17 protein-coding genes are annotated in these 16,880 nt (G+C 61.8%); 11 read left to right on the top strand and 6 right to left on the bottom strand.

Annotated features, from left to right (window positions below):
- Positions 1-26: 26 nt before the first annotated feature.
- A complete protein-coding gene (gene tyrS, locus RQ479_RS07880; RefSeq protein ID WP_376704649.1) occupies positions 27-1,280 on the bottom strand; it encodes a tyrosine--tRNA ligase in 1,254 nt (417 codons plus the stop codon).
- 289 nt (positions 1,281-1,569) lie between these two features.
- On the opposite strand from tyrS, the gene RQ479_RS07875 reads away from it, so the two are divergent.
- Together RQ479_RS07875 and RQ479_RS07870 are read left to right on the top strand one after the other, a co-directional pair.
- On the top strand, positions 1,570-2,298 hold the full coding sequence (locus tag RQ479_RS07875) for a glycosyltransferase family 2 protein (protein WP_376704648.1): 729 nt from the start codon (positions 1,570-1,572) through the stop codon (positions 2,296-2,298).
- Positions 2,291-2,623, top strand: coding sequence for a lipid-A-disaccharide synthase N-terminal domain-containing protein (locus tag RQ479_RS07870; RefSeq protein ID WP_023717355.1), 333 nt, complete (start codon positions 2,291-2,293; stop codon positions 2,621-2,623). The genes RQ479_RS07875 and RQ479_RS07870 overlap by 8 nt, the downstream gene beginning before the upstream one ends.
- 41 nt (positions 2,624-2,664) lie before the next feature.
- Here the strand turns inward: RQ479_RS07870 and RQ479_RS07865 are convergent, their stop codons facing one another.
- Together RQ479_RS07865 and RQ479_RS07860 are read right to left on the bottom strand one after the other, a co-directional pair.
- Complete coding sequence (locus tag RQ479_RS07865) at positions 2,665-3,315, bottom strand: FMN-binding negative transcriptional regulator (protein WP_376704647.1); 651 nt, start codon at positions 3,313-3,315, stop codon at positions 2,665-2,667.
- 6 nt (positions 3,316-3,321) lie between these two features.
- Positions 3,322-3,996 carry an alpha/beta hydrolase gene (locus tag RQ479_RS07860; RefSeq protein ID WP_023674683.1) on the bottom strand — a complete coding sequence of 225 codons (675 nt, stop codon included), beginning with the start codon at positions 3,994-3,996 and terminating at the stop codon, positions 3,322-3,324.
- A gap of 237 nt (positions 3,997-4,233) precedes the next feature.
- Here RQ479_RS07860 and RQ479_RS07855 point away from each other — a divergent pair, with 237 nt between their 5' ends.
- From RQ479_RS07855 to sufA, 7 genes are all read left to right on the top strand, one after another.
- Positions 4,234-5,397 carry a cysteine desulfurase family protein gene (locus RQ479_RS07855; RefSeq protein ID WP_376704646.1) on the top strand — a complete coding sequence of 388 codons (1,164 nt, stop codon included), beginning with the start codon at positions 4,234-4,236 and terminating at the stop codon, positions 5,395-5,397.
- 187 nt (positions 5,398-5,584) lie between these two features.
- Positions 5,585-7,102: a Fe-S cluster assembly protein SufB gene (gene sufB / locus RQ479_RS07850; protein ID WP_376704645.1), complete on the top strand. Its 1,518-nt coding sequence runs from the start codon at positions 5,585-5,587 to the stop codon at positions 7,100-7,102.
- 401 nt (positions 7,103-7,503) lie between these two features.
- On the top strand, positions 7,504-8,259 hold the full coding sequence (sufC, locus tag RQ479_RS07845) for a Fe-S cluster assembly ATPase SufC (RefSeq protein ID WP_292663170.1): 756 nt from the start codon (positions 7,504-7,506) through the stop codon (positions 8,257-8,259).
- Positions 8,260-8,302: 43 nt separating this feature from the next.
- Complete coding sequence (sufD, locus tag RQ479_RS07840; RefSeq protein WP_376704644.1) at positions 8,303-9,571, top strand: Fe-S cluster assembly protein SufD; 1,269 nt, start codon at positions 8,303-8,305, stop codon at positions 9,569-9,571.
- Between the two features lie 53 nt (positions 9,572-9,624).
- Positions 9,625-10,866 carry a cysteine desulfurase gene (locus tag RQ479_RS07835; protein ID WP_376704643.1) on the top strand — a complete coding sequence of 414 codons (1,242 nt, stop codon included), beginning with the start codon at positions 9,625-9,627 and terminating at the stop codon, positions 10,864-10,866.
- A gap of 5 nt (positions 10,867-10,871) precedes the next feature.
- Positions 10,872-11,264 carry an SUF system Fe-S cluster assembly protein gene (locus RQ479_RS07830; RefSeq protein ID WP_292663164.1) on the top strand — a complete coding sequence of 131 codons (393 nt, stop codon included), beginning with the start codon at positions 10,872-10,874 and terminating at the stop codon, positions 11,262-11,264.
- Between the two features lie 110 nt (positions 11,265-11,374).
- Positions 11,375-11,755, top strand: coding sequence for a Fe-S cluster assembly scaffold SufA (gene sufA / locus RQ479_RS07825; RefSeq protein ID WP_352492473.1), 381 nt, complete (start codon positions 11,375-11,377; stop codon positions 11,753-11,755).
- A gap of 324 nt (positions 11,756-12,079) precedes the next feature.
- Here the strand turns inward: sufA and RQ479_RS07820 are convergent, their stop codons facing one another.
- Complete coding sequence (locus RQ479_RS07820) at positions 12,080-12,577, bottom strand: GFA family protein (protein WP_352469214.1); 498 nt, start codon at positions 12,575-12,577, stop codon at positions 12,080-12,082.
- A 90-nt stretch (positions 12,578-12,667) separates the two neighbouring features.
- Here RQ479_RS07820 and RQ479_RS07815 point away from each other — a divergent pair, with 90 nt between their 5' ends.
- Positions 12,668-12,991, top strand: a complete 324-nt coding sequence (locus tag RQ479_RS07815) for a TfoX/Sxy family protein (RefSeq protein ID WP_352469213.1) — start codon at positions 12,668-12,670, stop codon at positions 12,989-12,991.
- Positions 12,992-13,025: 34 nt separating this feature from the next.
- On the opposite strand, the gene RQ479_RS07810 is transcribed toward RQ479_RS07815, so the two are convergent.
- Together RQ479_RS07810 and RQ479_RS07805 are read right to left on the bottom strand one after the other, a co-directional pair.
- Positions 13,026-13,958 (bottom strand): PfkB family carbohydrate kinase, encoded by a 933-nt coding sequence (locus tag RQ479_RS07810; protein WP_376704642.1) that lies wholly within the window; start codon positions 13,956-13,958, stop codon positions 13,026-13,028.
- A 320-nt stretch (positions 13,959-14,278) separates the two neighbouring features.
- On the bottom strand, positions 14,279-15,151 hold the full coding sequence (locus RQ479_RS07805; RefSeq protein WP_376704641.1) for a hypothetical protein: 873 nt from the start codon (positions 15,149-15,151) through the stop codon (positions 14,279-14,281).
- A gap of 584 nt (positions 15,152-15,735) precedes the next feature.
- Here RQ479_RS07805 and recA point away from each other — a divergent pair.
- Positions 15,736-16,833, top strand: a complete 1,098-nt coding sequence (gene recA, locus RQ479_RS07800; protein ID WP_023674696.1) for a recombinase RecA — start codon at positions 15,736-15,738, stop codon at positions 16,831-16,833.
- Positions 16,834-16,880: the final 47 nt, after the last annotated feature.

Raw genomic sequence — 16,880 nt, 5'->3', positions numbered from 1 at the left:
ATCGAGGGGCTCTAAACCTCAGACGCTCAAACCGGCCGCACCAGAACGTGCTTCTTCTTGCCGAGCGACAGTTTTGCGACGTTTTCCGGGCCAAGATCCTGCAGCGTCACCATCCGTCGGTCGTCTGACACCGGCTGGTCGTTGAGGCGCACGGCGCCGCCCTGGATATGCCGCCGTGCCTCGCCGTTGGACCCAGCCAGCCCGGCGGTGACGAACAGCGACAATATGCCGACGCCGGCTTCAAGATCGGCCCTGCCCACCTCGACGGTTGGCAGTGTTTCGGCGAGCGCCCCTTCTTCGAACGTCTTACGCGCCGTTTCGCTGGCCTCCTCCGCCGCCTCGCGGCCATGCAGCATGGCGGTGATTTCGGTGGCGAGAATCTTCTTGGCTTCGTTGATCTCCGAGCCGCCGAGCCGTTCGAGGCGCGCGACCTCGGCGAGCGGCAGGGTCGTGTAGAGCTTCAGGAAGCGGCCGACATCGGCATCTTCGGTGTTGCGCCAATATTGCCAGAACTCGTAGGGGCTCAACATCTCCGCATCGAGCCAGACCGCGCCCGAGGCCGACTTGCCCATCTTGGCGCCGGAGGAGGTGGTGAGCAGCGGCGTCGTTAGCGCATAGAGCTGCGCGCCTTCCATGCGATGGCCGAGATCGATGCCGTTGACGATGTTGCCCCACTGGTCGGAGCCACCCATCTGCAGCCGGCAGCCGAGGCGCTTGTAGAGCTCGACGAAGTCGTAGGCCTGCAGGATCATGTAGTTGAATTCGAGGAACGACAACGACTGCTCGCGATCCAGCCGGAGCTTCACCGAATCGAAGGCCAGCATGCGGTTGACCGAAAAATGCCGGCCGACATCGCGCAGGAAATTGACGTAGTTGATGTCCATCAGCCAGTCGGCATTGTTGATCATGACGGCGTCGTTGGGGCCGCTGCCAAATTTGAGGTAAGGCGTGAAGTTGCGGCGGATGCCGGCGAGATTGTCCTCAATGTCCTGCGGCGTCAAAAGCTTGCGCGCCTCGTCCTTGAACGACGGATCGCCGATCATCGAGGTGCCGCCGCCCATCAGCGCGATTGGCCGGTGGCCGGTCTGCTGCAGCCAGTAAAGCATCATGATCTGGATCAGCGACCCGGCATGCAGGCTCCTCGCGGTAGCGTCGAAGCCGATATAGGCGCTCACCGTTTCCGTGGCGAAAAGCTGGTCGAGGCCGGCATCGTCCGAGGTCTGGTGGATGAAGCCGCGCTCGTTCATCGTGCGCAGGAAATCGGATTTGAAGGCGGACATTTTTCTTTCCTGGAAGGCTTTCGGCCGAACGCGGCCCGGCTATGCATGAAGGCGGGCGTTTAGCACTCAAGCGCGATCAGCAAAAGTGGAATCCGGTTTTACGTCCGATCGCGCTTCGGATGGGTTTGCGCGATCAGCAAAGTGGAATCCGGTTTTTGCGTCCGCGCGGATAGCGTGGGGCCTGCTTGCGTCATTGTTTCGGCTGGCGTAATGAGGCGCCGCGCCAGCGGGACTCTTCCTCTGGACCGCGCGGCATCGATCGAATGCCATATCCTGTGACAGAGTCGAGATGCCGGAGATATCCATCGTCATTCCTTGCCGGAACGAGGCGGCGAACCTGCCGCTTCTGCTCGACGAGATCGGCACTGCCATGGCCGGGCGGGACTTCGAGGTCATTGTCGTCGACGACGGCTCGACAGACGATACGCCTTCGGTGCTTGCCGCAGAAGCAGCGCTTCGCCGGTTTCCGCTGCGCCATCTCAGGCATGAAAAATCCGCCGGCCAGTCGCTCTCGGTGCGCTCGGGCGCCTGGGCGGCGCGCGGCGATATCGTCGCCACCATCGATGGCGACGGCCAGAACGACCCCGGCTACATCCCAGTGTTGATCGACGCGTTGCGGCAGGCTGGTCCCGACGTCGGGGCCGCGCAGGGACAGCGTCTGAAGCGCCGCGACAGCAAGATCAAGCAGCTGGCGTCGCGTTTCGCCAACGGGCTGAGAAAAGCCATCCTGCACGACGAGACGCGAGATACCGGCTGCGGCCTCAAGGCGATCCACACCGACATTTTGCGGAAATTGCCGTTCTTCGACGGCACCCACCGCTTTGTTCCGGCGCTGGTCATCCAGGAGGGCTACCGCGTCATCCATTGCGACGTCGTCGACCGTTCCCGCCGTTACGGCAAATCGAATTACGGCATCTTCGATCGCGGCCTTCAGGGCGTGCTCGATCTTGCCGGCGTCTGGTGGCTGCGCCGCAGGCGCCGCAGAATGCCCAAAGTAGAGGAAATCAGGCATGGGTAACGTGCTTCAGGAATTGGCGACCTGGCTTCACGATGTTTTCGTCAAGCAATTCGATGCCTGGGTTCTGCTCGGCTTCGTCGCCCAGTTCTTCTTCACCATGCGTTTTCTGGTGCAGTGGGTGGCGTCGGAAAAGGCCAAGCGCAGCGTCGTGCCGATCGCGTTCTGGTTCTTTTCGCTGTTCGGCGGCGGCCTGCTGCTGGTCTACGCCATCCAGCGTCAGGATCCGGTGTTCATCGCCGGTCAGGCCATGGGCCTGTTGATCTATATCCGCAATCTCTGGCTGATCGCCAACGAGCGCAAGGCGGCGATGACCAAGGTCGATTGAGCCCGCGACCGCCCTGGAACCGGTCGAGCAAGCAATCCAGATTACTTGCCGTCCAGCCCGCCGTAGGACCTTACCAGCTGGACCATGTCGGCCGAGTTGGCAGTCTCGCTCTCGAGCCCCTCGGCGACACCGACGCGGTCGGCAGTCGGCCGGTTCTGGCTGACTTTCCATTTGCCGCTGATTTCGGTGATGGCGATCTCCAGGCCGACAATGCCCTTGATCTGCGACTGAATGAAGGGCGCCGGCGCGTCGGTCACCGCCCATGGCGCCGAGCGGCTGTCCTCCTGCGACATCGTCAGATCGGAAATCTGCTCGGCCAGCCAATCCTGGTCTTCGATCACCGTGACGATGCCGCGCACCTGGACGATGGCGTAGTTCCAGGTCGGTACCACCTTGCCGGTTTCACGCTTGGTCTCATACCACGACGGCGTCACATAGGCATCGGCGCCCTGGAAGACGACCAGCACCGGCGCCAGGGGATTGTCGGCCAAAAGCCGCCATTGCGGATTGGCCTTGGCCAAATGGGCGCGCAGCCTGCCGTTCGGTGGCACATCCGCGTCTAGCAGAAAGGGAATCGCGTTGGCGACCGGCCCCTCGGCGCCGTTCGACACCAGCAGGCCAAGCGGATGCGCCCGGATCAGCCCGTGCAGGACGTCCGGCCGTGTTTCCTGAAAGTGAGGTGGTTGGTACATCGCCGATTATCTCAGCCGCTTCGGCCGTGGGTCGGACAGTTCCCCGGCCAGCCGGCGATCGAGATAGTCCGCGCATTCCTCGATCAGAAGCTCGGCATGGTTGGCAAAGAAATGGTTGGCGCCGGGCAAGGTCTTCTGGGTGATGGTAATGCCCTTTTGCGTGTGCAGCTTGTCGACCAGGCCCTGCACGTCCTTAGGCGGCGCGACCTTGTCGGCATCGCCATGGATGATCAGGCCGGACGACGGGCATGGCGCCAGGAACGAGAAATCATAGGTATTGGGCTGGGGCGCGACCGAGATAAAGCCCTCGATCTCGGGCCGGCGCATGAGAAGCTGCATGCCGATCCACGAGCCGAACGAATAGCCGGCAACCCAGCAACTCTTGGAATCTGGATGCAGCGACTGCACCCAGTCGAGCGCCGCGGCGGCGTCGGACAACTCGCCGGTGCCGTGGTCGAACTCGCCCTGGCTGCGGCCGATGCCGCGGAAATTGAAGCGCAGCGTGGTGAAATTGCGCTTCTGGAACATGTAGAAGAGGTCGTAGACGATCTTGTTGTTCATCGTCCCGCCGAACTGGGGGTGCGGGTGCAGGACGATGGCAATCGGCGCGCTCTTTTCCTTCGAGGGCTGATAGCGACCCTCCAGGCGGCCGGCCGGACCGGTGAAAATGACCTCAGGCATGAAATACTCCACTTGGCATAAATTGCGCGGCGCCCGGAACAACTTTCCCTAGGCCTTGACGCAGGGCGAGCGTCTTTCTAGAAGCTAGTTTAGAATTGTTCAAAACTGGGCGGCCAAAAGCTGTGGCTCGGCCACCCACGCCGCAAGCCGCGTAAATAGGACGTCTTGCCTTGCAATTTCAAGGAAATAACGCGCTATCTTCGCGGAACGGCTTTTGAAGGGACCAGTTGGACGGAAATGGCCGGAGCACGCGCCTATCTCGACTACAACGCCAGCGTGCCGCTGCTTGCCTCGGCGCGCGCGGCGGTGGTCGCTGCGCTCGACATCGCCGCCAACCCGTCCTCGGTCCATGCCGAGGGCCGCGCGGCGCGGCGGCTGATCGAAGACGCCAGGCGCGACGTGGCGCGACTGGTCAGCGCCAAAGCCGAGCATGTCGTATTCACCTCCGGCGCGACGGAAGCGGCCTCGACGCTGCTGACGCCGGACTGGCAGATGGGGCGCGGCGCCGTCCGCATGAGCCGGCTCTACGTGTCCGAGGCCGATCATCCCTGCCTGCTCAATGGCGGGCGCTTCCCGGCGGCGCAGGTAACGCGGATCGGCGTCGACGCCGACGGCATCGTCAAGCTCAATGCCCTGACGGCAGCACTTAGTGCGCATGACAAGGCCGAAGGCTTGCCGCTGGTGGCGATCCACGCCGCCAACAACGAGACCGGCGTGATCCAGCCGATTGGCCGCATTGCCGAAATCGTCAAGGCGGCGGGTGGCATCCTGGTTGTCGATGCGGTGCAGGCGGCCGGCCGCATTCCGCTCGATATGTCAGCGGGTTACGCAGACTATTTGATTCTCTCCTCGCACAAGATCGGCGGCCCCAAGGGCGTCGGCGCCATTGTCGCAGCGTCGGACTTGATGATGCCGAAACCGCTGGTCAGCGGCGGCGGCCAGGAGAAAGGCCATCGCGGCGGCACCGAAAACCTGGCGGCGATTGCCGGGTTTGGCGCGGCGGCGCGCGAGGCGCTTGCCGGGTTGCAAACGATCGATGCGGTGCGGCAGCGCCGCGACGAAGTCGAGGCGATCGTGAAAACGCAGGTGCCAGACGCCGAAATCTTCGGGACCGGCGCTCCGAGGCTTGCCAACACCACGTTCTTCGCTATTCCCGGCATCAAGGCCGAGACGGCGCAGATCGCTTTCGACCTGGCCGGTGTGGCGCTGTCGGCCGGATCGGCCTGTTCGTCGGGCAAAGTCGGGCCGAGTCACGTGCTGAAAGCCATGGGTTACGGTGACCGTCTTGGCGCGTTGCGCGTGTCCATCGGTCACGCGACCAGCGCTGAAGATATCGAGCTGTTTCGTTCGGCGCTGGCGACGATCGTCGCGCGGCGGGCAAACAGGGAAAAGGCCGCCTGAGCGCGGCAACGGAACATTTGGGCCTTGCGGCCTGGTAGAGCCGTGCGTTCGAATTTGGCCGGGTGAATTTCCGGCATGAACGCACTATATGAAACTTACGCCGCCTCGGATGCCCAAGGGTGCTCGCTTGCGGTGCCATAGTTTGAAAACTGCCGGGCCTTGACCCCGGCGTGGATGGAGAACGCTGATGCCTGCTGTGCAGGAGACGATCGATCGAGTTCGAAAGATCGATGTCGACCAGTATAAATACGGATTCCAGACCGAAATCGCGATGGACAAGGCCCCCAAGGGCCTGAGTGAAGACATTATCCGCTTCATTTCGGCGAAGAAGGACGAGCCGTCCTGGATGCTGGAATGGCGCCTGGAAGCCTATCGCCGCTGGCTGACGCTGGACGAGCCGAAATGGGCGCGCGTCCACTATCCGAAAATCGATTTCCAGGACCTCTACTATTACGCGGCACCCAAGAGCACGCCCGGGCCGACTTCGCTCAGCGAGGTCGATCCCGAACTGCTGAAGGTCTATGAGAAGCTCGGCATTCCGCTCAGGGAACAGGAAATCCTCGCCGGCGTGCAGAAGACCGATGCCTCGGAGCTCGAGGAAGCCAGCGACAACGTTTACAAGTCGGGCCGCGTCGCCGTCGATGCGGTGTTCGATTCCGTCTCCGTCGTCACCACCTTCAAGAAGGAGCTGGCGCAGGCCGGCGTCATCTTCTGCTCGATCTCGGAAGCTATCCGCGAGCATCCGGAGCTGGTGAAGAAATATCTCGGCTCGGTCGTGCCGATCTCCGACAATTTCTACGCGACGCTGAATTCGGCCGTCTTCACCGACGGTTCCTTCGTCTTCGTGCCCAAGGGCGTGCGCTGCCCGATGGAATTGTCGACCTATTTCCGCATGAACGAGAAGAACACCGGCCAGTTCGAGCGCACGCTGATCATCGCCGAGGAGGGGGCTTACGTCTCCTATCTCGAAGGCTGCACAGCGCCGCAGCGCGACGAGAACCAGCTTCATGCCGCGGTGGTCGAACTGGTCGCGCTCGACGATGCCGAGATCAAATATTCGACGGTGCAGAACTGGTATCCCGGCGACGCCGAAGGCAAGGGCGGCATCTATAATTTCGTCACCAAGCGCGGCGACTGCCGCGGCCATCGTTCGAAGATTTCGTGGACGCAGGTCGAGACCGGCTCGGCTATCACCTGGAAATATCCGAGCTGCATCCTGCGCGGCGACGATTCCAGCGGCGAGTTCTATTCGATCGCCGTCTCGAACGGCTACCAGCAGGTCGATAGCGGCACCAAGATGATCCATCTCGGCAAGAACACGTCGAGCCGCATCATCTCCAAGGGCATTGCCGCCGGCTTCTCGCAGAACACCTATCGCGGCCAGGTCTCGGCACACCGCAAGGCGACCAACGCCCGCAACTTCACCAACTGCGACTCCCTGCTGATCGGCGACCAATGCGGCGCACACACCGTGCCCTACATGGAAGCCAAGAATTCGACGGCGCAGTTCGAGCACGAAGCCACCACCTCGAAGATTTCCGAGGACCAGAAATTCTACGTCATGCAGCGCGGCATTCCGGAAGAAGAGGCGATCGCGCTGATCGTCAACGGCTTCGTCAAGGATGTCATCCAGCAACTGCCGATGGAATTCGCGGTCGAAGCGCAGAAGCTGATCGGGATTAGCCTCGAGGGGAGCGTAGGGTAATAACGTCGCCATGAACCTTGTTGACAGAGACGTATCCCCACATGCCGACGCGCAGGAGTTTGCGCGAGAACAGAATGGGCGTGGCGAAGACCCAATTAAGACGATCAAGGAGATTCGCGGGCGGTATGGGCTCGAACCCGAGCCGGCTCGTGCCTTAGTCGTGACATCTGACGAAGTCGAAAAATTCCTTCGCAGTGAGCGGGCATCGGGGGTTTCGCGTTTGGACGCGCGGCGTTCGGTAAAGCGCCGGTTCGGCTGCGGCGGGAAGGAAGCGCTCGGCTATATTGACGGGTCTGGCCTCTGGTCAGAGGAGGACAAGACCCCATGAAGGCGAGATTGACGTAACATATTCATTCAACGGCCAACGCCACGATCCCAATTACGACTGAAAGACTGTAAAAATGCTTGAGATCAAGAACCTCCATGCCCGTATAGTCGATGACGGCACCGAGATCATTCGCGGCCTGAACCTGACGGTCAGGGCCGGTGAGGTCGCCGCCATCATGGGTCCGAACGGCTCGGGAAAATCGACGCTGTCCTATATCCTCGCCGGCCGCGAGGACTATGAGGTCACTGAGGGCGACATCCTCTACAACGGCCAGTCGATCCTCGAAATGGATCCGGCCGAGCGCGCAACCGCCGGCATTTTCCTCGCGTTCCAGTATCCGATGGAGATACCGGGCGTGGCGACGATGGAATTCCTGAAAGTGGCGATGAACGAGCAGCGCAAGGCGCGCGGCCAGGAACCGCTAAAAATCCCGGAATTCCTGAAGCGCGTGAAGGAAGCGGCGGCCTCGCTCAACATGGACATGACGATGCTGAAACGGCCGCTCAATGTCGGCTTTTCCGGCGGCGAGAAGAAGCGCGCCGAGATCCTGCAGATGAAGCTGCTCGAGCCGAAACTGTGCGTGCTCGACGAGACCGATTCCGGCCTCGACATCGACGCGCTGAAGATCGTCGCGGACGGCGTCAACACGCTGCGCTCGCCGGACCGGGCCATCGTCGTCATCACCCACTACCAGCGCCTGCTCCAATACATCGTGCCTGATACGGTGCACGTGCTCTACAGGGGTCAGGTGATCAAGTCGGGCGACAAGTCGCTGGCGCTCGATCTCGAGGCCAATGGCTATGCCGGTGTGATCGGGCAAGCCGCGTGAGATGCCAGCAGGCCCGGAAGGCAAGCCAAACAAGGCGATACTGATGAATATGCACACGACACCCCAGCGAACATTGGCCGAAACGGCGCTGATCGACGCCTTCGGCGAGCGGCTGTCGCTGCTGCCCGGCGACGGCGCGGTGATGCTGAAGCGCGACGACGCCATCGAGGCGATCAAGAGTGGCCTGCCGACGCGGCGCATCGAATCCTGGCATTATACGGACCTGCGCCGGCTGCTGACCTCAGTGCCGGACTTCGATCCGGCAGCGGTCGCGAAAGCCATTGCGCCGATCGTCGAAGGCTCCAGTGTTTTGCCGGTACTGAACGGCGTTTCGAGTACGAAACTGCCCGATATCGAAGGCGTTGCCGTGCAGCGCCTGTCGGAGAAGCTGACCGACGGCAGCATCGCCCCCGGGTTGGATTCCTATGGCAGCGACGATGCCATCGGCGCGCTGAACACCGCCTTTGTCGCTGACGGCTATTTCGTCGACATCGCCGACGGTGCCCAACTGGAAAAGCCGCTCGAACTGCAGAATTTGCAGGCCGGGGGACAGACGCATGTACGGCTGGCCATCCGTGTCGGTGCCGGCGCCAACGCTGTCGTCGTCGAACGCCAGGCGGGCGAGGGGGCGGCGCTGGTCAGCTCGGTCAGCCAGCTGCTGCTTGGCGAAGGCGCCGAAGTGACATGGCTGGTCGTGCAGGAGCAGCCGGATACGGCGACGCACCTCGCCCAGTTCAAGGCGCATCTCGGCAAGAATTCGAAACTGACGCTGTTCGTCATGAATGCCGGCGGCAAGCTTGTCCGCCAGGAAGTCGTCGTGAAGACGACCGGCGAGGGCGCCGAATTCACGCTGCGCGGCATCAATCTGCTCGCCGGCGACACCCATACCGACGTCACCATGGTGCTCGACCACGCCGTGCCGCATACCGCCTCGACCGAAGTCATCCGCAACGTGGTGACCGGCAGAGCGCGCGGCGTCTTCCAGGGCCGCATCAACGTCCACCAATATGCGCAGAAGACCAACGCCAAGATGGCCTGCAACACGCTGCTTCTGTCGGATGACGGCGAGTTCTCGACCAAGCCGGAGCTTGAAATCTTCGCCGACGACGTCGTCTGCGGCCATGGCGCGACCGTCACCGAGATCGACCACAGCCATCTGTTCTACCTGATGGCGCGCGGCATCGACGAGAAGACCGCGCGCGGCTTGCTGGTCAAGGCCTTCGTCGCCGAAGTGATCGAGGAACTGGACGACGAGGCCATCGTCGAGGCGCTGGAAGCACGGCTCGACAACTGGTTCGTGGCGCACGGGTAGAGGTGGCTGAGGGGTGCTGGACGGAATGAGGCGGTGCCTCGAGAGAGCTTGTGATGGACCAGAAAGTCGAAAACATCCCCTATGACGTCGAGGCGATCCGCCACGACTTCCCGATTCTGTCGCGGCAAGTCTACGGCAAACCGCTGGTCTATCTCGACAATGGCGCCTCGGCGCAGAAGCCGCAGGCCGTGCTCGACGCTATCCAGCACGCCTATTCCCAGGAATATGCCAACGTCCATCGCGGCCTGCATTTCCTGTCGAATGCCGCGACCGACGCTTATGAGAAGGCTCGCGAGACGGTGCGCCGTTTCCTCAACGCGCCAAGCACCGACAACATCGTCTTCACCTCGAACACCACGGCGGCGATCAACACGGTCGCCTACGGCTTCGGCATGCCCAATATCGGCGAAGGCGACGAGATCGTGCTCTCGATCATGGAGCATCATTCCAACATCGTGCCGTGGCATTTCATCCGCGAGCGGCAGGGCGCCAAGCTGGTCTGGGTGCCGGTCGATGATCTCGGCGTTTTCCACATCGAGGAATTCGAAAAGCGCCTGACAGACCGGACAAAGCTGGTCGCCATCACCCATATGTCGAATGCGCTGGGCACGGTGACGCCGATCAAGGAGATCGTGCGCATCGCGCATGCCCGCGGCATTCCGGTGCTGGTCGACGGCAGCCAGAGCGCCGTGCATATGCCGATCGACGTGCAGGATCTCGACTGCGATTTCTTCGTCTTCACCGGCCACAAGGTTTATGGCCCGTCGGGCATCGGCGTGCTCTACGGCAAGAAGGACGTTCTGGAGCGCATGCGCCCGTTCATGGGCGGCGGCGAGATGATCGAGGAGGTGACGCAAGACATCGTCACCTACAACGATCCGCCGCACCGTTTCGAGGCCGGCACGCCGCCGATCGTGCAGGCGATCGGGCTTGGTGCTGCGCTGGAATACATGGAAAAGATCGGCCGCGAGCGCATCGCCGCGCATGAGGCCGATCTGAAGGATTATGCGCATCAAAAACTGCGCGCCATCAATTCGCTGCGCATCTTCGGCGATGCGCCCGGCAAGGGTGCCATCATCTCGTTCGAGCTGCAGGGCATCCACGCCCATGACGTGTCGATGGTCATCGACAGGCAGGGCGTGGCGGTCCGCGCCGGCACGCATTGCGCCCAGCCGCTGTTGAAACGCTTCGGCGTAACCTCCACATGCAGGGCATCGTTCGGCATGTACAATACCAGGGCCGAAGTCGATGCTTTGGCCGATGCGCTGGAAAAGGCACGAAAGTTCTTCGGGTGACGATCATGGATGATGCCAGCCACACCGCCGAGACCGCTTCGGAAACGACGACCAATGCGGCGGTTTCCGGATCGACGATTCCCGCCGACGAACTGGCCCGGCTGACCGACGACATCGTCTCGGCGCTGAAGACGGTCTACGACCCCGAAATCCCGGCCGACATCTACGAACTCGGCCTCGTCTACAAGATCGACATCGAGGACGACCGCTCGGTCAAGATCGACATGACGCTGACCGCGCCGGGCTGCCCGGTGGCCGGCGAAATGCCGGGCTGGGTCGAAAACGCCGTCGGCGCCGTCGAGGGCGTCTCCGGCGTCGAGGTCAACATGACCTTCGACCCGCCCTGGTCGCCCGACCGCATGTCGGAAGAGGCGCAGGTGGCGGTGGGTTGGTACTAGCATCGACCAGCCAGAGGGCTGGCGCACTTGCGCCGGGTACAAAACTTCACCATTTTAGGTGAGGAATCATTCGGCGGGCCTTGAACCTGCGCGCAATGGAGAAGGAAAACATGGGACGCTTCGCCGTCATCACGATGACCGAAAAGGCCGCCGACCGGGTGCGCGAGATCGTCGCGACCCGTGAGAATGCGCATGGCATTCGCCTTGGCATCAAGAAGGGCGGCTGCGCCGGCATGGAATATACGGTCGACCTGGTGACTGAACCCAACACCAAGGACGACCATATCGAGCGCGATGGCGCCCACGTCTATGTCGCGCCCGAGGCAGCGCTTTTCCTGTTCGGCACCGAGATGGATTTCGAGCAGACGACGCTGCGCACCGGCTTCACCTTCAAGAACCCGAACCAGAGCTCGGCCTGCGGCTGCGGCGAATCGGTCGAGCTGAAGCCGGCTGATCTGAAGGCACTGGCCGAAGCACGCGCTTCGGCCTGATTGGAAACCGCTAGCTCTCGACACGTTGAGATTGGCCGAGGCCTCGCAACTTCGTCATCCCTGGGCGAAGCAGGAGCGAAGCTCCGTCGCGGAGACCCTGGGATCCATGCCGTAACCTTAGCCGAAGGGTGCAGCGGAGCAGAATTCTGCACCTCAGCAGCGCCCCGAAGTCGCGGCATGGATCCTGGGGTCTGCGCGCATCGCTTCGCTCCTTGCTCCGCCCCAGGATGACGACGGAACAGGGTTTCGGCCCATCCCCTGGGCACACTATTCGCCAGCGCCCGCACCATCCGATTCGTCAAAACTTCAGCGCCACGCAAATAGCTAATCCACCCACATCCCCGTTCGCTTGTGCCAGTCTGCGATCGACTCCTCCGGGTAGACGTCGAAGACCTTGTCGCGCTTGCCGATGTCGGGCTCGACCCAGTTCGCCTTGTATTTCAGCATCAGATGCACCTTCTCCGGCGGCTTTGGCAGGTCGGTGTCGATCGCCGAGGCAAACGGATGCACCAGCTCCGGCCAAGTCGGGTCGTAGAGCCAGAGTGCCGTCCCGCATTTCGTGCAGAAATTCCGCTCGCCCGTCGAGGTTTCGCGTTGCGGGTGCTCGTCGTCCTCGATCTCGGCGCGGTAGACACCGAGATGGCGCTTGCCCTCGATTTTCAGCGTCTCGTAGTCAGCGCCGAGATTGATGGCAAAACCGCCGCCGCCCTGCTGCTTGCGGCAGATCGAGCAGTAGCACAGCATGAACGGCACCGGCGTGTGGCTTTCCACCTCGAAACGCACGGCATTACACCGGCAGGACCCCTTGAGCAGAAGCGGCATGAAAAACTCCGACGAAATTGATTCTGAACTTGTCAGGATGGTGCCGGTTGCGTCGATGACAAGGGGAAATCCGGGTGACATGATCGCCGCATGGACAACGAGCGCATAGAAGAGCTTTTCGAAGGCCTCGGCCCGGTCAGCATCCGCAAGATGTTCGGCGGCAAGGGCATCTATTTCGACGGCGTCATCGTCGCCATCGTCATCCGCGGCGAATTGATGCTGAAGGCCGACGCGGAAAGCGCCCCGGATTTCGAAGCGGCCGGCTGCCGGCAATGGACCTATACCGGCTCGCGCCACGGCAAGCTCGTGTCGATGCCCTATTGGAGCGTTCCCGACAGCGCGTTCGACGATCCCGACGAGATGGCGATCTGGGCGCGGCGTGCCTACGAGGCAGGACGGCGCGCCGGCAAATAGGCTGCGCTATGCTTCGGCAATTCCGGGCCGCATTTCACGCCAGGTCCCGCGCCTCGGGCACGAGCGCCAGCGCCTCGGCAAAGCTGGCGCTGGTGAAGGCGGCGCGCTCGACGACGAGCATCGCGGCGGCAACGCCTTCACGCAACGCTTCGCGCAGCGTCAGGCCGCGCAGCAGCGCGGCGATCGTCGCGCCGGCCAATGCGTCGCCGGCGCCGGCAGCATCGGTCCGCTTTTGTAGCGGCGGTGGCGAGATCGAGAACGCGCTCAATTCGTCGAAACCGAGCACTGGTTCGTCGCCGGCAGTGATCACGCCGCTTTTCAGGCCGGCGCGTCTCAGGCCGTCGACGAGGCCTTGATCGCCAGCATCGACATCGGTGCCGGCAAGCACGCCGGCCTCGTGCCGGTTCATGAACGCCACGGCCAGACGGTCGAGCACCGGCGTCAGCCGCGCCGCTTTGCTGGGCGAGACGGCAAGCGCAAACACCGGCTTGCCGGCGGCGAGTGCCGCCAGCCGCTCCAGCGCGGAAGACGGCAGGTTGGCGTCACACAGCACCGCGTCGGCCGAACCGATCGCTTCCCGCACCTTGGCGCGGCGGATCTGCTTGGGAAGCGCCAGTTCGTAGAGCACCATGTCGGCAAGGCCGGCGATCAGCCCGCCGTCGCTATCGATCAGCATCGTATGGCTTGGCGTCGCGCGGTCGAGGAACACCGCCGACAGGTCGGCAATGCCGGCCTCGGTGACGGCGCGTAGAACCGTGTCGCCAAGGGCATCGCCGCCGCGCACCGAAAGCAGCGAGGCCGAGACGCCGCGCCGCACCGCCCAGCGCAAGGCGTTGAAGACGGCGCCGCCGACATGCTCGCGCATCGTGCCGGGGTTCAAGGCGGCCGGCACGAAGGCGCCGGCAACCCGGCCGCGCCGCTCGATATAGGCGCCGCCCACGGCCAGGATCGTCGGGGATTTGATCATGCCGGCAAAATGCCCTTTGCTGTTGCCCGGGAGGCGACTAGGTCGCCGGGCGCTGTTGCGTGAGCCACGCGTTCTACACCAATGGCATCGCGGGCTGCTTCAGCCGCAGCAACGGCAGCACTGGTAACTCGAATGCTCAGCCAGATGGTAACAAGCAGCGCGGCCGTATTGTGCTTCAGCGGCTACTCAATGGGCTTCCTGCGCAATTATGTAGGTGGCTAGCACCACGAACGCGAAGAATACCAGAATCGCCCAATAGTATCTTGCCCGGTCCATATGATGGCATCATGAAACCGATCCTGTTGGCGGTGGCGGTGGTTCTAATCGAAGCCGTTCAAATGTTCGTCTTTCAGGTGAGCGGGAACGAACTCGTAGCTCCTGTAAACCCGGCAAAACCAACTCTTGTGGGGAGTTCCGAACGGGTCCTCATAATAGATGATCCCATAAAGATATATCTCACCTTCTTTCCGTCGTTCCCCCTCCATCATGTCGGTGGTGACTGTCAGCGGGACGTGCCAGTTGTTTGGGAAATCGACATCATAGGCCGCAATCGCTCCTTTGTGCAGAGTCCTGTCGGTCCCCTGTTTTCCGGCGGTCTCGGGGTCGGGCGGCACGGCGAAAAGTCCCACATCATACTGAATGCGCGTCACAAAGCCTGGCGTCCTGCCGAAATTCTTGAAGTTGATCCCGAGAAGTTTTTTGCCATCGAAAGGGTCTCGCTTAGTCATCCAAAGGAATACATAGGGTCGCTCAGCGGCAATGGCAGCATTGGCAGCAGCGGTGGCCGTGTTGGCAGCTTGAATAGCGGCTTTGGTAGCAAACTGATTAGCTTTGAGAGTACGCCAAATGAAGAAAATGCCGACGCCGCTCGCGATCAACCCAAACAGGTTAATCCGGTACATACTTGTGGTGTCTTCAGCAACGCTCTGTTGGGCTGCGAGATCACACCAATCCGTGTTGGTTTCGCTGGAGTCGTTTGCTTTTTCAGTTTTTTGATTGCTGGATTTGGGATGGACATAGGTGGTCGAAAAGGGGCTATCGCTATATCGTGCGGCACATTTTCTGGCGTAGTAGGAGCTTTGATTTTCAATGGACTTTTGAGAGTCGAGTAGCGACCCAAATAAGAGCAATCCAATTATGGTCGCAATCCAGCCGAACGTTATGAAGTCATATCGATCGTCGCCGCCAGACATGACAGAATCGCCGCCAAAATTCACTGCGGCGATTATCCCCTAGGATGCGGACAGGAGCAACAATGACCGATACACCTAACGCCCCTTCGACCGCCCTCTAAAGGCGATCGCAACCAAGCTCGTCCCTACCGGTCACGCCGATGGTGCGCTGGACTTCCTTCGCGGAAAGCGGGACATGAGCGTGACATCAGTCGCGCAGTGACGTGCGCCTGGCTTCGGAATGGAGTGCCTGCGGTCGGGTAGACCTGCGCACTGCAGAAGCCGCACTCATAGAGCGGCGAGCCTCACGCGATGGCACTTGGCGCATTCGTGACGATCACCGCACTGGGGTTATCATTAGGTGTTCGAGGCAGGCGTGTTCGCTAGCGAATCGCCCTTGAAATTGGCGGAGAGTCGGAAGTGTACCTTTTCTGACGGAGATAACATCCAGAAGCAAAAATTGCGAAACAAAAATAGAACAAATATGGATGTGCGTTATTTTTCAAACCCTTGGCGCTCATTGACAAATGAGAACAAATGAGGTACATTCTTTTAAGGATTGCGGGATTGTCCGGCCTCCATTGACGACCACGGGGTGATGTATCATGGCTCAGAATTCTTTGCGGCTTGTAGAGGACAAAGCGGTGGATAAATCAAAGGCTCTGGATGCGGCGCTGTCGCAAATCGAGCGTGCCTTCGGCAAGGGCTCGATCATGCGGCTCGGCGCGAACGAGCAGGTCGTCGAGATCGAAACGGTGCCGACCGGCTCGCTTGGGCTGGACATCGCGCTTGGCGTCGGCGGCCTGCCGCGCGGCCGCATCGTCGAGATCTACGGGCCGGAAAGCTCGGGCAAGACGACGCTGGCGCTGCACACGGTGGCCGAAGCCCAGAAGAAGGGCGGCATCTGCGCCTTCGTCGATGCCGAGCACGCGCTCGACCCGGTCTATGCCCGCAAGCTCGGCGTCGATCTCGAAAACCTGCTGATCTCGCAGCCCGATACCGGCGAACAGGCGCTGGAGATCTGCGACACGCTGGTGCGCTCCGGCGCCATCGACGTGCTGGTGGTCGATTCGGTGGCGGCCTTGACGCCGCGCGCCGAAATCGAAGGCGAGATGGGAGATTCGCTGCCCGGCCTGCAGGCCCGCCTGATGAGCCAGGCGCTGCGCAAGCTCACCGCCTCGATCTCGCGCTCCAACACCATGGTCATCTTCATCAACCAGATCCGCATGAAGATCGGCGTCATGTTCGGTTCGCCCGAGACGACGACCGGCGGCAATGCGTTGAAATTCTATGCCTCGGTCCGCCTCGACATCCGCCGCATCGGCTCGGTCAAGGATCGCGACGAGGTCGTCGGCAACCAGACCCGCGTCAAGGTCGTCAAGAACAAGCTGGCGCCGCCCTTCAAGGTGGTCGAGTTCGACATCATGTATGGCGAGGGCGTCTCCAAGACCGGCGAGCTGGTCGATCTCGGCGTCAAGGCGGGCGTGGTCGAAAAGTCGGGCGCCTGGTTCTCCTACAATTCGCAGCGTCTTGGCCAGGGCCGCGAAAACGCAAAACTGTTCCTGCGCGACAATCCCGACACGGCGCGCGAGATCGAGCTGGCGCTGCGGCAGAATGCCGGGCTGATCGCTGAGAAATTCCTTGAGAACGGCGGCTCCGAAAGCAGCGACGACGGCTTCGAGGACGATGCTGGGGTGATGTAGGGCAAGCGACGCCTCGCGGAGCCTCAGCCAGGTTTCGATTTGATGTT

The organism is Mesorhizobium sp. ISC25 (assembly GCF_042295465.1).
Classification (GTDB): Bacteria; Pseudomonadota; Alphaproteobacteria; order Rhizobiales; family Rhizobiaceae; genus Mesorhizobium.
Note: the sequence above shows the minus strand (reverse complement) of the source record. Positions and strands in the feature narration are given on the sequence as shown.

Coding starts and splice junctions, on each gene's coding strand:
- sufA (WP_352492473.1), top strand. CDS start 11,375: ATGGGACGCTTCGCCGTCATCACGATGACCGAAAAGGCCGCCGACCGG.
- RQ479_RS07855 (WP_376704646.1), top strand. CDS start 4,234: ATGGCCGGAGCACGCGCCTATCTCGACTACAACGCCAGCGTGCCGCTG.
- recA (WP_023674696.1), top strand. CDS start 15,736: ATGGCTCAGAATTCTTTGCGGCTTGTAGAGGACAAAGCGGTGGATAAA.
- RQ479_RS07830 (WP_292663164.1), top strand. CDS start 10,872: ATGGATGATGCCAGCCACACCGCCGAGACCGCTTCGGAAACGACGACC.
- RQ479_RS07870 (WP_023717355.1), top strand. CDS start 2,291: ATGGGTAACGTGCTTCAGGAATTGGCGACCTGGCTTCACGATGTTTTC.
- RQ479_RS07835 (WP_376704643.1), top strand. CDS start 9,625: ATGGACCAGAAAGTCGAAAACATCCCCTATGACGTCGAGGCGATCCGC.
- RQ479_RS07865 (WP_376704647.1), bottom strand. CDS start 3,315: ATGTACCAACCACCTCACTTTCAGGAAACACGGCCGGACGTCCTGCAC.
- RQ479_RS07815 (WP_352469213.1), top strand. CDS start 12,668: ATGGACAACGAGCGCATAGAAGAGCTTTTCGAAGGCCTCGGCCCGGTC.
- RQ479_RS07805 (WP_376704641.1), bottom strand. CDS start 15,151: ATGTCTGGCGGCGACGATCGATATGACTTCATAACGTTCGGCTGGATT.
- RQ479_RS07860 (WP_023674683.1), bottom strand. CDS start 3,996: ATGCCTGAGGTCATTTTCACCGGTCCGGCCGGCCGCCTGGAGGGTCGC.
- RQ479_RS07810 (WP_376704642.1), bottom strand. CDS start 13,958: ATGATCAAATCCCCGACGATCCTGGCCGTGGGCGGCGCCTATATCGAG.
- RQ479_RS07820 (WP_352469214.1), bottom strand. CDS start 12,577: ATGCCGCTTCTGCTCAAGGGGTCCTGCCGGTGTAATGCCGTGCGTTTC.
- tyrS (WP_376704649.1), bottom strand. CDS start 1,280: ATGTCCGCCTTCAAATCCGATTTCCTGCGCACGATGAACGAGCGCGGC.
- RQ479_RS07875 (WP_376704648.1), top strand. CDS start 1,570: ATGCCGGAGATATCCATCGTCATTCCTTGCCGGAACGAGGCGGCGAAC.
- sufB (WP_376704645.1), top strand. CDS start 5,585: ATGCCTGCTGTGCAGGAGACGATCGATCGAGTTCGAAAGATCGATGTC.
- sufC (WP_292663170.1), top strand. CDS start 7,504: ATGCTTGAGATCAAGAACCTCCATGCCCGTATAGTCGATGACGGCACC.
- sufD (WP_376704644.1), top strand. CDS start 8,303: ATGAATATGCACACGACACCCCAGCGAACATTGGCCGAAACGGCGCTG.